The organism is Acinetobacter sp. YH12226 (assembly GCF_013417805.1).
In the GTDB taxonomy this organism is placed as follows: domain Bacteria; phylum Pseudomonadota; class Gammaproteobacteria; order Pseudomonadales; family Moraxellaceae; genus Acinetobacter.
In genome coordinates, this window is the sequence record NZ_VPDG01000002.1 from 99,340 (window position 1) to 119,098 (window position 19,759).

Annotated in this window: 16 protein-coding genes and 1 tRNA gene; 10 read left to right on the top strand and 7 right to left on the bottom strand. The window is 42.2% G+C overall.

Going from position 1 to position 19,759, the window contains the following annotated elements:
* Positions 1-276: 276 nt before the first annotated feature.
* Positions 277-1,290, bottom strand: coding sequence for a tryptophan--tRNA ligase (gene trpS, locus FTV08_RS02635; protein ID WP_004279419.1), 1,014 nt, complete (start codon positions 1,288-1,290; stop codon positions 277-279).
* A 189-nt stretch (positions 1,291-1,479) separates the two neighbouring features.
* On the opposite strand from trpS, the gene FTV08_RS02640 reads away from it, so the two are divergent.
* Positions 1,480-2,406, top strand: coding sequence for a DUF808 domain-containing protein (locus FTV08_RS02640; RefSeq protein ID WP_180086569.1), 927 nt, complete (start codon positions 1,480-1,482; stop codon positions 2,404-2,406).
* Positions 2,407-2,454: 48 nt separating this feature from the next.
* The gene (locus FTV08_RS02645) at positions 2,455-3,360 is read left to right on the top strand and encodes a neutral zinc metallopeptidase (RefSeq protein WP_004646279.1); all 906 of its coding nucleotides are present in this window, start codon (positions 2,455-2,457) and stop codon (positions 3,358-3,360) included.
* 37 nt (positions 3,361-3,397) lie between these two features.
* On the opposite strand, the gene FTV08_RS02650 is transcribed toward FTV08_RS02645, so the two are convergent.
* Positions 3,398-3,952 (bottom strand): hypothetical protein, encoded by a 555-nt coding sequence (locus tag FTV08_RS02650; RefSeq protein WP_005107529.1) that lies wholly within the window; start codon positions 3,950-3,952, stop codon positions 3,398-3,400.
* A gap of 215 nt (positions 3,953-4,167) precedes the next feature.
* Between FTV08_RS02650 and FTV08_RS02655 the strand changes: the two genes are divergently transcribed.
* Together FTV08_RS02655 and FTV08_RS02660 are read left to right on the top strand one after the other, a co-directional pair.
* Positions 4,168-5,667, top strand: coding sequence for a sodium:proton antiporter (locus FTV08_RS02655; RefSeq protein WP_071850584.1), 1,500 nt, complete (start codon positions 4,168-4,170; stop codon positions 5,665-5,667).
* A gap of 161 nt (positions 5,668-5,828) precedes the next feature.
* A complete protein-coding gene (locus FTV08_RS02660; RefSeq protein ID WP_180086571.1) occupies positions 5,829-6,170 on the top strand; it encodes an MGMT family protein in 342 nt (113 codons plus the stop codon).
* Between the two features lie 41 nt (positions 6,171-6,211).
* Here FTV08_RS02660 and FTV08_RS02665 read toward each other — a convergent pair whose 3' ends face one another.
* Together FTV08_RS02665 and FTV08_RS02670 are read right to left on the bottom strand one after the other, a co-directional pair.
* Complete coding sequence (locus tag FTV08_RS02665) at positions 6,212-6,652, bottom strand: universal stress protein (protein WP_004279425.1); 441 nt, start codon at positions 6,650-6,652, stop codon at positions 6,212-6,214.
* 240 nt (positions 6,653-6,892) lie between these two features.
* Positions 6,893-7,297 carry a hypothetical protein gene (locus FTV08_RS02670; protein ID WP_180086573.1) on the bottom strand — a complete coding sequence of 135 codons (405 nt, stop codon included), beginning with the start codon at positions 7,295-7,297 and terminating at the stop codon, positions 6,893-6,895.
* 175 nt (positions 7,298-7,472) lie between these two features.
* Between FTV08_RS02670 and FTV08_RS02675 the strand changes: the two genes are divergently transcribed.
* A tRNA-Met gene (locus FTV08_RS02675) sits at positions 7,473-7,549 on the top strand.
* 219 nt (positions 7,550-7,768) lie between these two features.
* Here FTV08_RS02675 and FTV08_RS02680 read toward each other — a convergent pair.
* The 3 genes from FTV08_RS02680 to gltA form a co-directional block, all read right to left on the bottom strand.
* Positions 7,769-9,394 (bottom strand): NAD+ synthase, encoded by a 1,626-nt coding sequence (locus FTV08_RS02680; RefSeq protein ID WP_180086575.1) that lies wholly within the window; start codon positions 9,392-9,394, stop codon positions 7,769-7,771.
* A gap of 373 nt (positions 9,395-9,767) precedes the next feature.
* Entirely contained in the window at positions 9,768-10,271 is a 504-nt protein-coding gene (locus FTV08_RS02685) for a hypothetical protein (RefSeq protein WP_004279428.1), read from the bottom strand.
* Between the two features lie 156 nt (positions 10,272-10,427).
* Positions 10,428-11,702, bottom strand: coding sequence for a citrate synthase (gene gltA / locus FTV08_RS02690; RefSeq protein WP_129717195.1), 1,275 nt, complete (start codon positions 11,700-11,702; stop codon positions 10,428-10,430).
* A gap of 1,005 nt (positions 11,703-12,707) precedes the next feature.
* Between gltA and sdhC the strand changes: the two genes are divergently transcribed.
* The 5 genes from sdhC to FTV08_RS02715 all read left to right on the top strand — a co-directional run bounded on the left by sdhC (position 12,708) and on the right by FTV08_RS02715 (position 19,751).
* Positions 12,708-13,106 carry a succinate dehydrogenase, cytochrome b556 subunit gene (sdhC, locus tag FTV08_RS02695; RefSeq protein ID WP_004279430.1) on the top strand — a complete coding sequence of 133 codons (399 nt, stop codon included), beginning with the start codon at positions 12,708-12,710 and terminating at the stop codon, positions 13,104-13,106.
* A complete protein-coding gene (gene sdhD, locus FTV08_RS02700) occupies positions 13,106-13,471 on the top strand; it encodes a succinate dehydrogenase, hydrophobic membrane anchor protein (RefSeq protein WP_004279431.1) in 366 nt (121 codons plus the stop codon). The genes sdhC and sdhD overlap by 1 nt, the downstream gene beginning before the upstream one ends.
* Before the next feature lie 12 nt (positions 13,472-13,483).
* Positions 13,484-15,382: an FAD-binding protein gene (locus FTV08_RS02705; RefSeq protein WP_004646289.1), complete on the top strand. Its 1,899-nt coding sequence runs from the start codon at positions 13,484-13,486 to the stop codon at positions 15,380-15,382.
* 14 nt (positions 15,383-15,396) lie between these two features.
* Positions 15,397-16,107, top strand: a complete 711-nt coding sequence (locus tag FTV08_RS02710; protein WP_004279433.1) for a succinate dehydrogenase iron-sulfur subunit — start codon at positions 15,397-15,399, stop codon at positions 16,105-16,107.
* Positions 16,108-16,928: 821 nt separating this feature from the next.
* Positions 16,929-19,751, top strand: coding sequence for a 2-oxoglutarate dehydrogenase E1 component (locus FTV08_RS02715; protein ID WP_180086577.1), 2,823 nt, complete (start codon positions 16,929-16,931; stop codon positions 19,749-19,751).
* Positions 19,752-19,759: the final 8 nt, after the last annotated feature.

The following is a 19,759-nucleotide window of genomic DNA, read 5'->3' on the forward strand; positions in this document are numbered from 1 at the left end:
AAAAAAACGCAATGATTGGGGTTGTCATTGCGTAGAAAAAGGAACGTCTTTTCAAACTACTTCATTAACTGTGGAGAGAGTTAAATCTGATTCCTTACTGAATATGACCATAATAGGACGCATTCTCATATGACTCATCAGTATTCATGTTAATACATGTTAAATAAGGTTAAAACTATGAAGATTATGTGGGGATATTTGCATCATTTTTGCGCAATTTTAGCTTAAATAAAAAAGCTCTTCATCAGAAGAGCTTTTAAGAGCAATTTTTTCTAATTAAAAATGGAATACGCCGAGGCCAGATTTGACTTCATCCAGTGTCGCCTGGGTAATATCGCGACATTTATCCGTACCGGTTTTCAGGATATCCATGATGTAATCGGGATCTTTAGCCAGTTCAATACGACGCTCACGAATTGGGCCGATCAATTCTTTTAAAATACTTTCCAGACGTTTTTTCACTGTACCATCGCCTAAACCACCACGACGATAATGGGCTTTGAGCTCTTCCAGCTCTTCTTTATTTGGGTCAAAGGCATCTAGATAAGTAAATACCACATTGCCTTCGACCTGACCTGGATCTTCAATACGCAGATGATTCGGATCGGTATACATTGCATTGACGGCTTTCTTAATATCTTTATCTGTCGCATCCAGCACAATGGTATTGCCCAAAGATTTCGACATTTTTGCTTTACCATCAAAACCAGGTAGGCGACCAACATTGGAAAGAAGTGCCTTACATTCTGGTAGCAGGTCATGACCAATTTGACGGTTTAAACGACGCACGATTTCGTTGGTCTGTTCGATCATTGGAATTTGATCTTCACCCACAGGAACAACCGTTGCCTTAAATGCTGTAATGTCAGCAGCTTGAGCCACCGGGTAGCACAAGAAGCCGGCTGGAATATCACGCTCAAAACCACGCATCTGGATTTCAGATTTAATGGTCGGGTTACGCTCAAGACGTGAAACAGTCACAAAGTTGAGATATAGCATGGTCAGTTCATTTAAGGCAGGTAAGCATGACTGAACACAAATTGTGGTTTTAGTTGGATCAATACCGACAGCCAGATAATCCGTCGCCACTTCAATAATGTTACGACGTACTTTTTCAAAATTGTCCGCATTATCAGTTAGGGCTTGAGCATCGGCGAGTAACAAGTGTTGATGGTGAGAATCTTGCAGACCTACACGAGAGCGTAATGAACCCACAAAGTGGCCGAGGTGGAGTTGTCCGGTAGGACGGTCGCCCGTCAAGATCACTGGACGATTATCTTGATTACTCATTATCTATTCCAAAGGGTAGTCAGTACTACAGCTGTATTTTAACGAATGGCAACATTGTACGGCATTCTGTTTTTGATTGTCAGCCAGAAAAAAAGCTGTCGTAAAAAAATCTTATAAATTAAACAAGTGAATACAATATTTTTAAGAATTTTGATTAAACTACATGGAAAGAAGATAAGGATAATAAGTATGGCGAGCAGTTTATTACTATTATTAGATGATATTGCTACTGTTCTGGATGATGTCGCTGTCATGAGCAAAATGGCAGCAAAAAAAACAGCAGGCGTCCTTGGTGATGATCTGGCTTTAAATGCGCAGCAAGTGACAGGTGTGCGGGCTGATCGTGAATTGCCAGTGGTCTGGAAAGTCGCCAAAGGTTCTTTTGTCAATAAACTGATTTTGGTTCCGCTGGCATTATTAATCAGCTTTATTGCAGGCTGGCTGATTAATCCCTTGTTGGTGCTGGGTGGTTTGTTTTTGTGTTATGAAGGCGTGGAAAAAATTATTCATACCTTGCACACACCGAAGGCCAAGGATGCGGAACAGGCGCGTGAACAATTAATCCATACGGAAATGGATTTGCACCAGTTTGAAAATGAAAAAGTGAAAGGTGCCGTCCGTACCGACTTTATTCTATCTGCTGAAATTATTGTGATTACCTTGGGAACTGTCGCCGCAGCCTCGATGCTGACCAAAGTGACTGTTTTAAGCCTGATCGCGGTGGTGATGACCATTGGTGTTTATGGTTTTGTCGCGCTGATTGTCAAGCTGGATGATATCGGTCTGCATCTGACTGAACAGCAGTCCGATTTTAAACAAAAAATAGGACGTGGCTTGTTGGCATTTGCTCCGGTCCTGATGAAAATTCTCTCCATTGTTGGAACCGCTGCAATGTTTCTGGTGGGCGGTGGAATTATTAACCATGCTATTCCTTTTATTCATCACTTTACTGAAGACAGTGTTGCTTATGTGCAGGATATTCCCAGCATTGGCAACATTGTCGGTGCCGTAACACCGACCTTGATTAATTTCGCAGTAGGAATTTTAGCGGGTCTGCTGGTCATGCTGGTCATCAGCCTGATTAAGAAAATCTGGCCTAAATCATCAAAAGCTTAAGGTGTGGAAATATCTGGATATTAAGCAGATTAAGAAAAGGAAAAGACTATGCGTTGGAAAGGTCGTCGTGTCAGTAGCAATGTAGAAGACCGTCGCGGTGGTGGTGCCAAAGCTGGCGGAATCAGTATTGTTGGATTGATTGTGGCCTTTGTGGCCTGGAAGTTTTTCGGTGTCGATCCACAACAGGCTTATCAAACCACCAAGCAGGTCACTCAGGGGGTATCGGGTGCGGCAGAAACACGTGGCCTGGAAAATCCCACGCCAGAACAGCAGGAGTCGATTGATTTTGTTGGAACTGTATTGGCAGATACTGAAGATACCTGGAATCAGGTGTTTCAGCAGCAGTTAAATCAGCAGTATGTCCCACCGAAACTGGTGTTGTTCAATGGCATTGTGAATTCTGGTTGTGGTACGGCTCAGGCGGCGATGGGACCTTTCTACTGTCCGACAGACCAGAAAGTGTATATCGATACGGCATTCTTTAAAGATATGCGCAGTCAAATGGGCATCACTGGAGAACAGAATGCGACTGAACTTTCTCGTAATGATCAGGCGGGGGATTTTGCGCTGGCCTATGTCGTGGCCCATGAAGTGGGGCATCATATCCAGACGATTTTAGGTATTTCTTCTCAAGTACAGCAAGCACGTCAGCAAGCAAGCGAAGTGCAAAGTAATCAGCTTTCAGTGCGTCAGGAATTGCAGGCAGACTGTCTGGCCGGCGTTTGGGCTTACCATAATCATGAACGTACCCAATTTCTGGAACAGGGTGATGTGCAGGAAGCGATGGATGCCGCCCATAAAATTGGCGATGATTATTTACAGAAACGTGCTCGCGGGCAGGTGGTGCCGGACAGCTTTACTCATGGCAGCAGCGCGCAGCGGGTGCAGTGGTTTAATACCGGCTTGAAATCTGGTCAGGTTGCGAATTGTGATACCTTTAATCAAAATATTTAAATGACTTCGATAAAAAAAGGAGCAGATGCTCCTTTTTTTATTTATGCAGAAAACGTCGGAAGTTTCTTAATATCTTGATACTAACAAATAACGCAGCCAAAGCAAACAGGGCAATTGCAAAGACCGTATATTTGAGGTTGCTCATGTCATTTTGATAAAACTGCTGAATATCTTGTTTGTTATATTCTAAAGCAGTTGCTTTGCCAGTCCGGCTATCTCTGAACTGGATTTTTTCAATATAGAAGAGATTTCCCGCTTTAATTAAGTCAACGCTCTGGATTTGTCGGGTATGCGATTGATTGTCTTCATCGCTACATAAAGCGCTGTAATGCTCACAATTGATTTTGGCCACATAACCATTTCCTGCAATCAGAATAAAAATGGCATTGTCCGGTCGCTGGTTATTGGACACCAATACATACTGCTCCCCGGTTGAACTTTTTAAGGGAATGCTGGTGGCTTGCTGATAATGCTGTTCTGCTTGCAGAATTTCCTGAATTTTAGCAAAGCAGGTAAAACATAAGGACAACGTGATCAGAAAAATCACGCTGGCAAAACAGAGACGAAAAATGGTTTTGACAGTTTGATGCATGGGAGAAAAATTCAAAATAGAATGATGGGAAAGCAAAAGCCGAGTGCTGACCTGTATGTTAAATCATCATTCGAAAATACTGAAAAGAAACTTAACTCAATTCGATAAAAAACGGACTAAACTTGTTTTGCCAGAATACCTTGCTATTCAAATCTCTATTTTAACAACGCCTCTCGGCGCATAGTGCTCCATCTCGCCCGATTTTAGGAAACCGAATGGGAAATTTCTTTTTTCTTCAGCTACTCACAGTCGTATTTGCCTTGTCCATTGCTACGACGATGTTTAATAAGCGCGTTTTGGGTTTTCCGCAAGCGATCGGTGTCCCGATTGTCTCAGCAATCTTTGTTTTTATTTTGCAGTGGGGCGCCAGTTTACTGCATGGCAATCCATTCTTTAGCATCAATATTGACAATATCGAGCAGGCTGTTCGTCACGTCGATTTCTATGATTTTCTGATCAATGGGGTGATCTGTTTTATCCTGACTTCATCTGCGCTGAAGTTTAAGGTCTCAGATTTGCGTAACCACTGGCGGCCGATCAGTATTTTGGCTGGTCTGGCTTTGGTGTTCTGTGCAGTGTTCTTTGGTGTGGTGTTGTATGGTTATCAGTTCCTGATTGGTAAACATGTTGACCTGCTGGTTTTGCTCTTGCTAGGGGCGGCCTTGGGCGCCACAGATCCGATCGGCATCAAAGGCGTATTGAGTTCGGTTCGCGCACCGCATCATTTGATTGTCAAGCTTGAAGGCGAATCACTGTTTAATGATGCAATGTGTATTGCCTTATTTATGACCTTGCTCAATGTTCTGCAAGGTGAAAACTTTACGGTACTGGCAGTGCTGCAAACCTTGCTTTATGAAATTGTCGTGGCGGTGCTGATTGGTCTCGGATTCGGTTTTGCGATCTTGCGGATTTTGCGCGGTAAGCATGAAATGGAATCTCTGATTTTGACCACGGCCTTGCTGGCTTGTGGTTCCTATCTGGTGGCTTTGCTGGCACATGCTTCCGCGCCAATTGCCTGTGTGATTGGTGGTTTGATTGTTGGCAATAAATGGAAAGAAATCCTGGCAGATGCTGAAATTGGTGACGTTAATCATTTCTGGCATACGGTTGAGGGAATTATCAATTCATTCCTGTTTACCCTGATTGGTCTAGAATTGTTTATTCTGGACTTGAGTACCAGTCTGGTTCTGGGCGGAATGGTGGCTTTTGTGATTCTACATCTGGCCCGTTTTGCAGCCAACTATCTGGCCTTTGCCATGTTCCCAAAAGTCAGCAAGAAAAGCTATAACGGCAGTTTGACCATCCTGTCTTGGGGCGGAGTACGGGGCGGGATTTCTTTGGCCTTAATTCTGGCGGTCGCCAATGTTCCTCAGCTGGAAGCCTATAGCAGTATTCTGGTGGGCTATACCTTTATTGTAGTGCTATTGTCCGGTGTGGTATGTGGCTTGGGCCTGCCTGCGGTGATGAATGCGTTTTATTATAATCCCAATGAAGAGACGCAGGGCTTTAAAGGCTGGTATCAACGCATGTGTCATAAAATGAATCGTAAGGGTTTTCGCTATATTGTTGGAGAAGATGCCAAAGGAAATGAGACTATTACTATCTTTCAGCCAGAAATTCTGATTGATCAGAAAGATGCAGATGGCGTTGCCACGGTGCATCATCCAGATAAAGTTCAGGAAGTAAAAAGACTGGAAAATCCGGATAATTTCTAAAGATAAAACTTAGAGTATCAAGATGCTGCCGGATTATTTCTATCGTGAGCTGAGATCGCTTGGGTTAGCGTATTTCATCAGGCTTGATTATTTTCATCTAGTTTTTTGTGGATAGGTTGAGGTGTGATCTTTTATTTAAATGAGCTATTAATGAGATGAAAATGACCCAGACAAGTTCAGCCAATCAGGAAATGACAGAAATGATTTTGGTTGTGGTCAATCAGATTCCATATGCCAAAGTCGCCACCTACGGACAGATTGCCAGACTGGCAGGTTTACCCAAACATGCGCGATTGGTCGGGCGAGTATTAAGTCATCTAGATTCGGACACTAATATTCCCTGGTATCGGGTGATCAATGCCCAAGCGAAAATCAGTCTGAAACAACTGGACGAACATGGCCAGAATATTCAGCAGCAAAAACTCATGCAGGAAGGAATTTGTTTTAGAGGTGATCGAGTGGATTTAAAACGCTATCAATGGGATGGTCGAGTAGAGATATAAAAAATCCCCACTTGGTGAAAAATGGGGATTTTGAAGATAATTTAGTTGCGAATCACCATCACGGGGATATCCGCTTGGCCTAAAATGCTTTGCGCTACGCTGCCAAGGAACAGCTTTTTAAAGCCAGTGCGACCATGTGAACCAATCACGATCAGGTCAGAATTTAAATCTTTAGCTGCTTTGACAATCTCGCTATAAATCACCTGACCCTCAAGCAGCTGTGTATCCACTTCAACACCTGCACCAGAGAATTTTGCTTTGGCTTCATCCAGCGTTTTCAGGATGGAAGTGCGGGCACGTTCAATCAGGTCATTGGTTTGTGCCGCAGAGATATATTCCGCAGCGATATAAGGGTCCAGCGCTAGCACTTGAACCACTGTGACTTTACTGTTAAATGCTTTGGCAATTTCTACAGCTTTATCTACTGCAGCATACGATGTTTCTGAACCGTCAACAGGTACTAAAATATGTTCAAAAGGCATTAGAATTCTCCTAAGGGGAATTTAGAGTTATAAAATTATGACGCGTTAAACCGGGTACGAATAGTTGTTTATACTTTGATCATAGCCTGTATTGTATAAAAATAAAACCAAGTAAATACATAGGTATAATGTCTAATAGATTAAAGAATAAAGCACCTGTTTAGAGCTATTGAACCGAGTTGTTTATTTAGACTAAGTTAATCATTTATATGTAATTAATGTGATAGCTTAAGACAGTGATTAATCACATCGAATAGAGGTCGGGTCTAATTTTATTTGCGGTGACAGCTGTTCATAACGATTTAAAATTGTTTGAGTTTCACCTGCATAAATTTTTTGCTGTAGCTGCCGGATTTTATGTTCTGTCACATGTAAACGCGCACAATGTAATGCAATCTGATTTTCCCGGGTTACCGCCAGTCGTTGACTCTGCTCATATTCCGGATAGGGCTCGATTTTCTGCTGTGCTCTGCTGAGTTGTGCCAAAGATCGTTTTTGCTGCATGCTCATCAGTTGCTGCTGATTAATCCACTGTGCCACATCACGTCTGACGCCATTATAATCTACGAAAATAGGCGAGATGATCTGGCAGGCACTCAGACTTGAAAGGCCAATGAGTAAAATAGATATTTTGATTTTATACATTTGATGAATCCTCGAAGAATTAAAGGGTGCTATGAATGCGTGAATTACATACTAAAAAAACCTTTTTTGTTTAAAATTTAAAAGTTTATTCCGTATTTGCATAAAGACTGAACATTTGTGTTTTAAAATGCTTGACGATAGAAGCTGAAATTACGATAATGCGCACACAGTTTACGGCTATGTAGCTCAGTTGGTTAGAGCACCGCACTCATAATGCGGGGGTCACAAGTTCAAGTCTCGTCATAGCCACCATTTTAAAAGACCAAGCTCTCAGCTTGGTCTCTTTTTTTTTCTTTTAAAAGTACTGAAAACCATAAAAAATATTTGAAGCATCCACTAATTTTTACAGTTTCCGCAAAACATCATTTTTCCTTCTTAATGTTAGGGCTATTCTTCATTTTACTGCCGCATAAAAAAAATCGCCCAAGCATTCACTTGGACGATTCTGATTTACATCACTGAAAACAGAATTTAGCTACCTGCTTTCCAGCCATTGACGATTGGATAACGACGCTCACGGCCATAAGAACGTGAGCTGATACGTGGCCCAATGGCACCTTGACGGCGCTTGTACTCATTGATATCAACCAGACGAATCACTTTCTTCACGACTTCAGCGTCAAAACCTTTGGCAATGATATCGTCTTGACTCATATCTTCTTCAATATAAGAGTACAAGATCGCATCCAGAATATCATAGGCTGGTAAAGAGTCTTGATCGACCTGATCCGGACGCAATTCTGCTGAAGGTGGACGAGTAATCACACGTTCTGGAATCACTGGAGTTTCTGAAATGCTGTTACGGTATTTCGCCAGTTCAAACACAATGGTTTTATACACATCTTTCAGCACCGCATAACCACCAACCATGTCACCATACAAGGTGCAATAACCGACAGCTAGTTCAGATTTATTACCGGTTGCCAGCACCAGATTACCGAATTTGTTAGACAGGGCCATCAATAAGGTGCCACGTGAACGTGCTTGCAGGTTTTCCTCGGTGGCATCGACTGGAGCGTTGCCAAAGAATGGGAATAGCACCTGCATAAAGCCGCTTACCACTGGATTGATTTCGGCAATACCGAAAGTCACGCCCATGTTTTTGGCTTGAGCCGCTGCATCTTCGACACTGATTTGTGCGGTATAGGTATAAGGCATCATCACGGCTTGAACTTTGTTTGCGCCAAGCGCATCTACAGCAATCGCCAGGGTCAGGGCAGAGTCAATGCCGCCAGACAGTCCCAGAATCACACCTGGGAAGCCAGAACGCTGTACATAATCACGTGTAGCCATGACCAGGCTTTGATAAATCTCAGCCATGGTGTCTAAAGCAGGTGCAATTGCACCTTTGCTGAATTGCAGTTGTTCAGCATTAAATTCTGCAATTGCCAGATTTTCCTGGAAAGTTGGTGCCTGTAAAGCCACCTCGCCAGATTTGTTGAGCACAAAACTGGTACCGTCAAAGATCAGATCATCCTGACCACCGACCTGGTTGCAGTACACCAGATTGATATTCAGCTGTTTGACCAAGGCCGCCATGGTTTCAATGCGATGTTGTGGTTTACCCACTTCATATGGCGATGCATTCAGTACCAAAGCTGTGTCGATATTCAATTTTGCCAGTTGCTGAACAGTGGCTAAAGACCAGACATCTTCACAGATCAGTACGCCAAATTTATGTCCAAGATACTCAAATACCAGATGCTGATGACCTTCGCCAAAATAACGCTTTTCATCAAATACACCATAGTTTGGCAAAACTTGCTTGTTATAAACACCCAGTACTTCGCCATCTTTCATAACAGCAGCCGAGTTATAACGCTGACCATCTTCAGTTTGATTAACAAAACCAAAGACCATCACAATATCTTTTACTTCAGTCAGTTTTTCAAAAGCTGCTTTGGTGCGTTTCACCAAGCTCGGGCGAATTAATAAGTCTTCTGCAGGATAGCCCAGCGTTGAAAGTTCAGGAAAGATAATTAAATCCGCTTTATCTTTTTTAGCCTGATTGGCCAGATCAATCATTTTTTGCGTATTTGCATCCAGATTGCCCACATGTGGAGAGAATTGAGCAATCGCAATTTTAAAACTTTTCATTCCAAGTAAATCCTATTCCTATAGGTTGATACACTAAATTACTGATTTTTATAATTCTAATTATTCAGTTGAGTGCACTTCGATATTCATAAAATGCCAAATGGCTTAAATAAAAAAACTTTTTATCGCATGATCATTGAATCTTAATGTGCGATGCAAAATAATCATACCGGCCTATTTTATCGAAATTTTATCGATAAGCTAGAGTTGATTTAGCAGAACAGGCATTGAGTGAAAAAAGTTATTATATAAAATTAGAAAATATGCTGATTTTTTATGCATCTAGGCTTATGTAGATTTAAAGACTGAAATCTAAATTTTGGCTTTTAAAATATGCTTTAGCTATATTGTTTGGAATTAAACTGATTAAATATCATCTGTTTATTTTTGGATTTAAAATAATATTCGGAATTTTTTTTAGAAAAATATCCCGGGCAATATCGCCTTGTTGTTCAATATTGTAGGTTGAAAATGATTTGTTGGGATTAAATTGATATTTGTACGGATTATATTTTCCCAAGCTGAGAAAATAAGCACTTTGTAAAAATGCCCCTTTTAAAAGCACATTGATCTGACATTGGTGCTGATAAATATGCGCCATCTCATGAATAAATAGTGCCTGATAAGATAAACTCTCGCGCGAATAATCTTCCCGATAATTTAAATTGCGTACATGGATGTAGCCACTCGGCGCCATAATGACATGTTTGGATTGCCAAGGTAGGTAAGGGTGATTCATGATTTTAACGCGGGAATAATCGATCAGGTTGCCAAATACCTGTTGGGAAATTTTGATTTCACCAGGCGTTAAACTGCGGCACTTAAACTGTTCAAAACGAACCAGTCTCAAAATAAAGGGCAGAAAATACAACAGCATTCAATATATATCCTGTTTTTAGGTGACTTAATCCGTGAATATGATTTTGATATGCTAATTTTAAAACGTTTCAGGTCAATTTTTTGTAGGCTTTTGTCAGCACTAAAAAAACCACCCAGGCGGGTGGTTTTTTTAAGTCTTTCGACGCGGTTCGAATTAACGAACGATATCGCGTTGAACTTCGCCAGTGTAAAGCTGACGAGGACGACCGATCTTGTAAGGACCGCTGTGCATTTCTAACCAGTGGCTGATCCAGCCAACAGTACGTGCAAGCGCGAAGATCACAGTAAACATTTCAGTCGGGATACCAATCGCTTTAAGGATGATACCTGAGTAGAAGTCTACGTTCGGGTAAAGGTTACGCTTGATGAAGTATTCGTCAGAAAGTGCGATACGTTCAAGTTCCATAGCCAATGCAAGCTGTGGATCATTGATGCCAAGTGCACCAAGAACTTCGTCACAAGTTTCTTTCATTACTTTCGCGCGTGGATCGAAGTTTTTGTAAACTCGGTGACCGAAGCCCATCAGTTTAACTTCTTTCGTCTTCACTTTTTCCATGAAGCCAGCAACGTTTTCTACAGTGCCGATTTCATCAAGCATCTTAAGAACAGCTTCGTTCGCGCCGCCGTGAGCAGGGCCCCAAAGTGCAGAGATACCAGCAGCAATACATGCATACGGGTTAGCACCAGTAGAACCAGCTAAACGTACTGTAGACGTAGACGCATTTTGTTCGTGGTCAGCATGGAGCGTGAAGATACGGTCCATTGCTTTTGCAAGAATCGGATCAACTTTGTAATCACGGTCTGCAGGAGTAGCAAACATCATGTGCAGGAAGTTTTCTGCATAACCAAGGTCGTTACGTGGGTAAACGAATGGTTGACCGATGGTGTACTTGTAGCTCCAAGCCGCCAGCGTAGGAATCTTCGCGATTAAACGAATCGCAGTGATTTCACGGTGGTTCACATCTTCGATGTCAAGGTTGTTGTGATAGAATGCAGACAACGCACCAACCACACCTACCATGATCGCCATAGGATGCGCATCACGACGGAAACCATTGTAGAAACGGCTAACTTGATCGTGAACCATTGTATGGTTACGTACTTTAGCGTCAAATTCTTCTTTTTGCTCAGTAGTTGGAAGTTCGCCATTTAACAATAAATAGCAAGTTTCCAGGTAATCAGCTTTAGTCGCCAATTGATCGATTGGGTAGCCACGGTGTAAAAGTACACCTTTGTTACCATCGATGAACGTGATTTTAGACTCGCACGCAGCTGTCGCCATAAAACCAGGATCAAAAGTAAAGTGACCTGCAGCCAACACATCTTTAACGTCGATTACATCTGGGCCCAATGTGCCGCTGTAAATTGGTAGTTCAATTTCTTTGCCATCAAGCTGTAAAACGGCTTTCTTGCCAGTTGCTTCAGACATTCAATAGATCTCCTGTCCTGGTGAATGTATATCCGCTTTGTCTATCAATCTTTTAATGCACAAAACGGACGGATCAAAAATTTGCTATAAGATTAGTGAGTACTGAAATTTTGTCAATTATACTTATGGATGAAAAATGACGGCCGCACAGCAGTTTAGTCACATTCGCTCAGTATAAAAAGTTCAGTAAAATCACAGCATCAAACCTCTATAATAAGTCAAATTGATGCAGAGGTGCAGAAAAAAATAGACTGCTTGGGGCATTTGTAAGCGTTTTTTCCTAGCAAGAAATGCGGGCGAAAATAGTGAAAGATTAAGGTGAGCATGCTTAAAACTATATAAATCTCATAACTTACATCGTTTTTGCCAAGCTGAATTTAACAGGTAGAATTATAAATAAAAGCAATTAATTGAATTTTGAATATGGTTCAATTGATTAAAAAGTAGCTTAATAAATGGCCAGTTTTGCAGCAAAGGTAAGCAGTATAAAAATAAATGAATGATTTTTTGAATCTAAATGCTTCAAATCGATTGAAAAACCCATCGTGTGGTGTACTAAGTCGCTATTTAACATCAGGTTATCTGAATCACTGCGCTGCTGATGAATTGGGGCAATTGGTCTGTTAAATCTAGACACTTGATTTAAATCTGAATTAAAAAGAGATTTAAATAATATTTGTGATGGAACTGTGCATCTTTAGTCTAAAACTCAAACATGATCCTGTAGGCTGAAAACTGAGTAAATTAATCATCTTAATTATTTAAAAACAATCATATAGATAGGAATTGAAAGGGTGGAATAATATATAAAGTCTGACTTATTGTTGTTAATGATTCTTATTTAATGGTTTTTTATCCAAAAAGCCAAATTCAGCCGTTTGTATTTTAATAGTTCACGTTTTATAATTCAGTGTCGTTTTGATTTTAGGCATGTATTTGCCTGAGAATGCCAGCTTTCCTTCGAATTAATTCCAACAAACTCCGGATGGAGTTTTTACTTACAGGATGCCCGCTGTGAAAAGCAACAGACCTGTCAATTTGTCCATGGGTCAAGTTTTAGAAGTAAACTTAAAATCACCCGTGGCTATTGCATCAATTCTACACCGTCTTTCAGGTGTTATCGTATTCTTACTCGTACCGGTCCTTCTATGGATTTTAGACAAGTCATTGTCTTCGCCTGAAGGTTTTGCGCAAGTTCAAGAAATCTTTAACGGTTTCATTGTTCGCTTTATTGTATGGGTATTTGTCGCCGGCATGATTTTTCACTTTATTGCGGGTGTTAAGCATTTACTTGCTGACATTGGCGTTGCTGAAGAACTAGAAAGTGGCCGTGTTGCATCTACTATCGCATTAATCTTGTCTGCAATCGGTATTGTTGCAGCATTTGTATGGATCGTACTCTAATGAAAAGCGCTACTGGTTTAACAGGTTCAGGTTCTCGCGATTGGTTTCTCCAACGTGTCAGTGCTGTAGTTCTAGCTGTTTATACCGTTGTTGTACTGGGTTGGATTCTACTGAATGGTGGTTTCAACTTTGAACAGTGGTACGGCTTTATGATGACAGTTCCAATGAAGATCATGTCTTTATTGGCGGTCTTATCTCTTGTTGCACACGCATGGATCGGCATGTGGCAGGTATTCACGGATTATGTGACTACTCGTCAAATGGGTCCTTCAGCTTCAGGTTTACGCCTTGTACTGACTTCAGCAGTGATCATTGCTGTACTTGCATATGCAATCTGGGCGATCCAGATTTTTTGGGCGAATTGATAGGAAACAATCATGGGCGCTATAAACCCTAAAGAAGATTACACAAATATTCCGCATGAAACTTTCGATGCTGTCATCGTTGGTGGTGGTGGTTCAGGTATGCGTGCGTCTTACCAACTTGCTCAAGCTGGTTTGAAAGTTGCGGTTCTGACTAAAGTATTCCCAACTCGTTCGCACACTGTTGCAGCGCAGGGTGGTATTGGTGCATCTCTTGGTAACATGCAAGAAGATAACTGGCACTACCACTTCTACGACACTGTAAAAGGTTCGGACTGGTTAGGTGACCAAGACGCAATCGAGTTCATGACTCGTGAAGCGCCTCAAGTGGTTTATGAACTTGAACATCTAGGTATGCCATTCGACCGTAATGCTGACGGTACAATTTACCAGCGTCCATTCGGTGGTCACTCAGCAAACTACGGTGAAAAAGCTGTGCCACGTGCATGCGCTGCTGCCGATCGTACCGGTCACGCACTTCTTCACACGCTTTATCAAAGCAACGTGAAAATGGGCACTCAATTCTTCGTTGAATGGATTGCGCTTGACCTGATCCGTAACGAAAAAGGCGACGTTCTTGGTGTTACAGCAATTGATCAGGAAACTGGTAAAATTGCAGTATTCCAAGCAAAAGCGACTTTGTTCGCTACTGGTGGTGCTGGTCGTGTGTACCGTGCATCTACAAATGCTTATATCAACACTGGTGACGGTCTTGGTATGGCTGCTCGTGCAGGTATTCCATTACAAGATATGGAATTCTGGCAATTCCACCCAACGGGTGTTGCGGGCGCAGGCGTATTGTTGACTGAAGGTTGTCGTGGTGAAGGTGCAATCCTTCGTAACAAAGACGGCGAACCGTTCATGGAACGTTATGCACCAACTTTGAAAGACTTGGCGCCACGTGACTTCGTATCACGTTCTATGGACCAAGAGATCAAAGAAGGTCGTGGTTGTGGTCCTAAAGGCGATTACATCCTGCTTGATATGACGCACTTGGGTGCTGACACGATCATGAAACGTCTTCCATCTGTATTCGAGATTGGTAAGAAATTCGCGAACGTTGACATCACTAAAGAGCCAATTCCTGTAGTACCAACAATTCATTACCAAATGGGTGGTATTCCAACGAATATTCATGGTCAAGTGGTTGTTCCTGAATCTCGTGAAACTGAAGCGCTTGTTGCTAACTACAATAAAGACACCGACGTTTACTCTACAAATGCCGAAGGTCGTGACTTTGCTAAGCCAGTAAAAGGCTTCTATGCAATCGGTGAATGTTCATGTGTATCTGTACACGGTGCGAACCGTCTAGGTACGAACTCATTGCTTGACTTGGTTGTATTTGGTAAGGCTGCTGGTCAACATATCATTGAATATGTGACTAAACAGCACGATGGCGAATATGAGCCACTTCCAACAACTGTGCTTCAAGAAACTGTTGAACGTATTCGTAAACTTGACGAATCGACTACAGGTGAGAATGCTCAAGACGTTGCTGATGCAATCCGTGACATCGTTCAAGACCACGCTGGTGTATTCCGTACATCTGCGCTTCTAGACGAAGGTGTGAAGCAGATTCTTGCAATTGAACCGCGCGTACGCAATATTCACTTGAAAGACAAATCTAAAGTATTCAACACTGCACGTATTGAAGCACTTGAAGTTGAAAACTTGTATGAAGTTGCGAAAGCAACGCTTATTTCAGCTGCTGCTCGTAAAGAATGCCGTGGTGCACATACGGTTGTAGACTTTGAAGAGTCTCCAGACCATGCTGAATACCCATATGGTCGTCGTGATGATGAGTGGATGAAGCACACTTTATGGTTCTCTGCGGATAACCGTCTAGAGTACAAGCCAGTTCGTTACCGTCCATTGTCGGTTGACGCGATTCCACCTAAACCACGTACATTCTAATCAGGAGAATTCAGATGAGTAGAGGTACTCGTACATTTCATATCTACCGCTACGATCCTGACAAGGATAAAGCACCGTACATGCAAACTTTCAAACTTGAACTGACTGATAAGCACCGTATGTTGCTTGACGCACTTCTTGCATTGAAAGTACAGGACGAGACTTTAACGTTCCGTCGTTCATGTCGTGAAGGTATTTGTGGTTCTGATGGCGTGAACATCAATGGTAAAAACGGTTTGGCGTGTCTTTGGAACCTGAACGATTTACCAAATGAAATTACTGTTCGTCCATTGCCTGGTCTTCCTGTAGTGAAAGACTTGGTGGTTGACATGAACCAGTTCTATGATCAGTACAATAAGATCCATCCATTCTTGATCAACAACCAGCCTGCGCCTCCTAAGGAACGTTTACAGTCTCCTGAAGAGCGTGAGCATCTTGATGGTCTATATGAATGTATTCTATGTGCATGCTGTTCAACTTCATGCCCGTCATTCTGGTGGAACCCGGACAAGTTCTTGGGTCCTTCAGCATTGTTGAACGCTTACCGCTTCATTATTGACTCGCGTGATACGGGAACACAAGAGCGTTTGGCTCGTCTAGACGACCCGTTCTCATTGTTCCGTTGTAAAGGCATTATGAACTGTGTATCTGTATGTCCTAAAGGCTTGAACCCAACTAAAGCAATCGGTCACATCCGTAATATGCTTTTAGATATGGCAGGCTAATAGGCTGCTCTTCGCAGTTTAGAAAAAAGCACACCTTCAGGTGTGCTTTTTTTATGCAAACTATTGGAAAAATTAAAAAATCATAGGATAAAAATAAAGATACTATACTTAAAATGTATAAAGTTGAGTGAAACAGTCAGGAAAAGGGTAATGGCTTTGAGCGCCATATAAGAAGAACATGTGATTATTTTGGGTATTTATGATTTTTAGATGTAAAACTGACCTGAAAAATAGCAAGAACGATGTTATTATATAACGGAAATTTAAGGAGGGAGTGGATTGAAAGGTTTGCTCTCTTTTTATTTATCGGAAATGCTTAGGACTTAAGTCTAAATTGAATCTATTTTTGAGATAAAGCACCATATATTAGAGTAAAATATCTGAACTGTATTTAGCCAATTTATGGAAGGTATGTGTCAAAAAAATCAATTGAAAAGTTGAGATTATGTTAGCATTTAGCCCATGACTATGTTTAAAAAATGCCACGCCAGGTACATTTTTTAAACACTGCATAATCAGGGACTGGTATATAAAGGTAGACCCGAGTCGCTTTAGAAAAAATCTTTGTTAATGCTTGCTTTTTTCTAAGTCGATTTGCAAAAAATTGCCCGGTTTCGATCGGGTATTCAATGAGTGATGATGCCGCTGAGGGGCGTTATTGTTCATTAAACATATCAAGATTTTCTTGGTGTGGTGATAACGCCTCATGGCTTATGCCTTATGGGGGACTAGTATCATATTACCAATTTGATGCTAATAATCCTGGGTTTTGCTTAAAAAGCATCCTGAAAATGTTTTTGCAATAGGAAATGGGTCCACAAATGCAAGAAGTTGCTGACGCTCTGCGTCTTGACACTGAACTTTCCGCTGATAGTGCAGCGTATATTGAAGAACTTTATGAGCAGTATCTGACTGCTCCAGACTCAGTGGGTGCTGACTGGAGAGCGTACTTCGATAAATTCCCAAAAGGTGATCAACCACACAGTAATGTACGTGAGCAATTCCTACTTTTAGGTCGCAATTCAAGCCGTATTCAGCCTATTGTTCAGTCGACAGTCAGCTCAGAGCATGAACGTCGTCAAATTGGCGTGCTACAGCTGATTGCTGCGTACCGTAACCGTGGCCACCAGAAAGCAAAACTGGATCCATTAGGTTTGGCGAAGCGTGAAGTTGTGCCTGATCTAGATCTTGCTGCGCATGGTTTGACTCAGTCTGACTTAGACACAGTATTCAATACTGGTAACCTGGCGATCGGTAAAGAAGAAGCGACTTTGGCTGAAATGGTTCAGTCAATGGAAGCCACTTACTGTGGTTCAATCGGTGCTGAATACATGCACATCGTGGACACCAAAGAAAAACGTTGGATTCAACAACGTCTAGAAAGTGCACGCGGTCAATATGGCTTCAATGCTGATCAAAAGAAACATGTCCTTGAGCGTTTAACTGCGGCTGAAGGCCTAGAAAAATATCTTGGTAATAAATTCGTTGGTGCCAAACGTTTCGGCGTTGAAGGTGGTGAAGCATTCATCCCGATGGTCAACGAAATTATTCAGCGTGCAGGTTCTGTAGGCTGTAAAGAAGTTGTGATCGGTATGCCTCACCGCGGCCGTTTAAACCTTCTTGTTAACATCATGGGTAAGAACCCGGCTGACCTGTTTGGTGAGTTTGAAGGTAAATCTATTCACAAGAAAGGTTCTGGTGACGTTAAGTATCACCAAGGCTTCTCTTCAAACGTGATGACTCCAGGTGGCGAAGTTCACTTGGCATTGGCGTTTAACCCGTCACACCTTGAAATCGTTGGCCCTGTGGTTGAAGGTTCAGTACGTGCACGTCAAGTACGTCGTAAAGACATTGGCGGCGATGACGTATTGCCACTAATCGTACACGGTGATGCTGCATTTGCAGGTCAGGGCGTTAACCAGGAAACCTTCCAGATGTCACAAACTCGCGGTTATACCGTGGGTGGTACAGTGCACATTGTAATTAACAACCAGGTTGGTTTCACGACGTCTGATCCACGTGACGCACGTTCTACAGAATACTGTACTGACATCGCAAAAATGATTCAGGCACCGATCTTCCATGTGAATGGTGATGATCCTGAAGCTGTGGTGTTCATTTCACAATTGGCACATGACTTCCGTCATACCTTCCGTAAAGACGTTGTGATTGACATGTTCTGCTACCGTCGTCGTGGTCATAACGAAGCGGATGAGCCAGCTGCAACTCAACCAATGATGTATCAAGTGATTAACAAGAAAGCGACTACGCGTACGCTTTATGCGGATCAATTGGTACAACAGGGTGTTCTTGATCGCGCAAGTGCAGATCAAATGGTTGAAAACTACCGTGCAGACCTGGAAGCGGGTAATCACGTTGCCAATGCACTGGTACTTGAACCAAACAAAAAAATGTTTGTGGATTGGACTCCTTACTTAGGTCATGAGTACACAGACGAGTGGGATACAACTTTCCCAATCGAACGTCTAAAAGAGCTTGGCAAGAAAATGCGTGAGCTTCCTGAAGGCTTTGTGATGCAGCGTCAAGTTGCAAAAGTAATTGATGACCGTCTGAAAATGCAAACGGGTGAAATGCCTCTGAACTGGGGTGCTGCTGAAACTCTGGCGTATGCAACTGTACTAGATGATGGTTACTTGCTTCGTTTAACGGGTGAAGACGTAGGTCGTGGTACTTTCTCACACCGTCATGCAAAACTGCATAATCAGGTAGATGGTTCAACTTATCTTCCACTGTGTAACCTGAAAGAAAACCAGCCGCGTACTGCAATCTATGACTCTTTGTTGTCAGAAATGGCTGTATTGGCATTTGAATATGGTTATGCGACGACTCTTCCTAAGAGTTTGATCATCTGGGAAGCACAATTCGGTGACTTCGCAAACTGTGCACAGGTTGTCATTGACCAGTTCATCTCATCTGGTGAAACCAAATGGGAGCGTGTATGTGGCTTAACTATGCTTCTTCCACACGGTTTTGAAGGTCAAGGTCCAGAACATTCATCTGCACGTTTGGAACGTTTCTTGCAGCTATGTGCTGAAGACAACATGCAAGTCATCACACCGACTACGCCTGCGCAGATTTTCCACGCATTACGTCGTCAAGCGATTCGTCCAATCCGTAAGCCATTGATTGTTACTTCGCCGAAATCTTTACTTCGTCACAAGCTTGCTGTATCTAGCCTTGAAGAGCTTGCAAACGGTACATTCCAAACCGTGATTGATGAAGTAGACAACATCAACAAGTTAGATGTAACCCGTCTGGTTCTGTGTGGTGGTAAGGTGTATTACGACCTAGTTGAAAAACGTCGTGAAAAAGAATTGAACAACACTGCAATTGTACGTATTGAACAATTATATCCATACCCAGAAAAACGCCTGGCAGAAGTGCTTGCGCAATATCCAAACGTTAAAGAACTTGTTTGGGCGCAAGAAGAACCGAAGAACCAAGGCGCTTGGTTGTTCATCGCACCGCGTCTATATGACGACGTGATGAAAGCGGGTAAACAAGTACGTATTAGCTATGCAGGCCGTGAAGCTTCTGCTGCACCGGCATGTGGTTCACCATATTTGCATGCAAAACAACAAGCTCAGCTCATCAACGACGCGCTTGCGATCGACGCTGAATAATCCAGGAG

What these genes read in the sequence shown, in the direction of transcription:
- FTV08_RS02680 (WP_180086575.1), bottom strand. Translation starts at nt 9,394, where the DNA reads ATGAAAAGTTTTAAAATTGCGATTGCTCAATTCTCTCCACATGTGGGC.
- FTV08_RS02645 (WP_004646279.1), top strand. Translation starts at nt 2,455, where the DNA reads ATGCGTTGGAAAGGTCGTCGTGTCAGTAGCAATGTAGAAGACCGTCGC.
- sdhD (WP_004279431.1), top strand. Translation starts at nt 13,106, where the DNA reads ATGAAAAGCGCTACTGGTTTAACAGGTTCAGGTTCTCGCGATTGGTTT.
- FTV08_RS02655 (WP_071850584.1), top strand. Translation starts at nt 4,168, where the DNA reads ATGGGAAATTTCTTTTTTCTTCAGCTACTCACAGTCGTATTTGCCTTG.
- FTV08_RS02665 (WP_004279425.1), bottom strand. Translation starts at nt 6,652, where the DNA reads ATGCCTTTTGAACATATTTTAGTACCTGTTGACGGTTCAGAAACATCG.
- FTV08_RS02640 (WP_180086569.1), top strand. Translation starts at nt 1,480, where the DNA reads ATGGCGAGCAGTTTATTACTATTATTAGATGATATTGCTACTGTTCTG.
- FTV08_RS02685 (WP_004279428.1), bottom strand. Translation starts at nt 10,271, where the DNA reads ATGCTGTTGTATTTTCTGCCCTTTATTTTGAGACTGGTTCGTTTTGAA.
- FTV08_RS02670 (WP_180086573.1), bottom strand. Translation starts at nt 7,297, where the DNA reads ATGTATAAAATCAAAATATCTATTTTACTCATTGGCCTTTCAAGTCTG.
- sdhC (WP_004279430.1), top strand. Translation starts at nt 12,708, where the DNA reads ATGCCCGCTGTGAAAAGCAACAGACCTGTCAATTTGTCCATGGGTCAA.
- gltA (WP_129717195.1), bottom strand. Translation starts at nt 11,702, where the DNA reads ATGTCTGAAGCAACTGGCAAGAAAGCCGTTTTACAGCTTGATGGCAAA.
- FTV08_RS02660 (WP_180086571.1), top strand. Translation starts at nt 5,829, where the DNA reads ATGACCCAGACAAGTTCAGCCAATCAGGAAATGACAGAAATGATTTTG.
- trpS (WP_004279419.1), bottom strand. Translation starts at nt 1,290, where the DNA reads ATGAGTAATCAAGATAATCGTCCAGTGATCTTGACGGGCGACCGTCCT.
- FTV08_RS02650 (WP_005107529.1), bottom strand. Translation starts at nt 3,952, where the DNA reads ATGCATCAAACTGTCAAAACCATTTTTCGTCTCTGTTTTGCCAGCGTG.
- FTV08_RS02715 (WP_180086577.1), top strand. Translation starts at nt 16,929, where the DNA reads ATGCAAGAAGTTGCTGACGCTCTGCGTCTTGACACTGAACTTTCCGCT.
- FTV08_RS02710 (WP_004279433.1), top strand. Translation starts at nt 15,397, where the DNA reads ATGAGTAGAGGTACTCGTACATTTCATATCTACCGCTACGATCCTGAC.
- FTV08_RS02705 (WP_004646289.1), top strand. Translation starts at nt 13,484, where the DNA reads ATGGGCGCTATAAACCCTAAAGAAGATTACACAAATATTCCGCATGAA.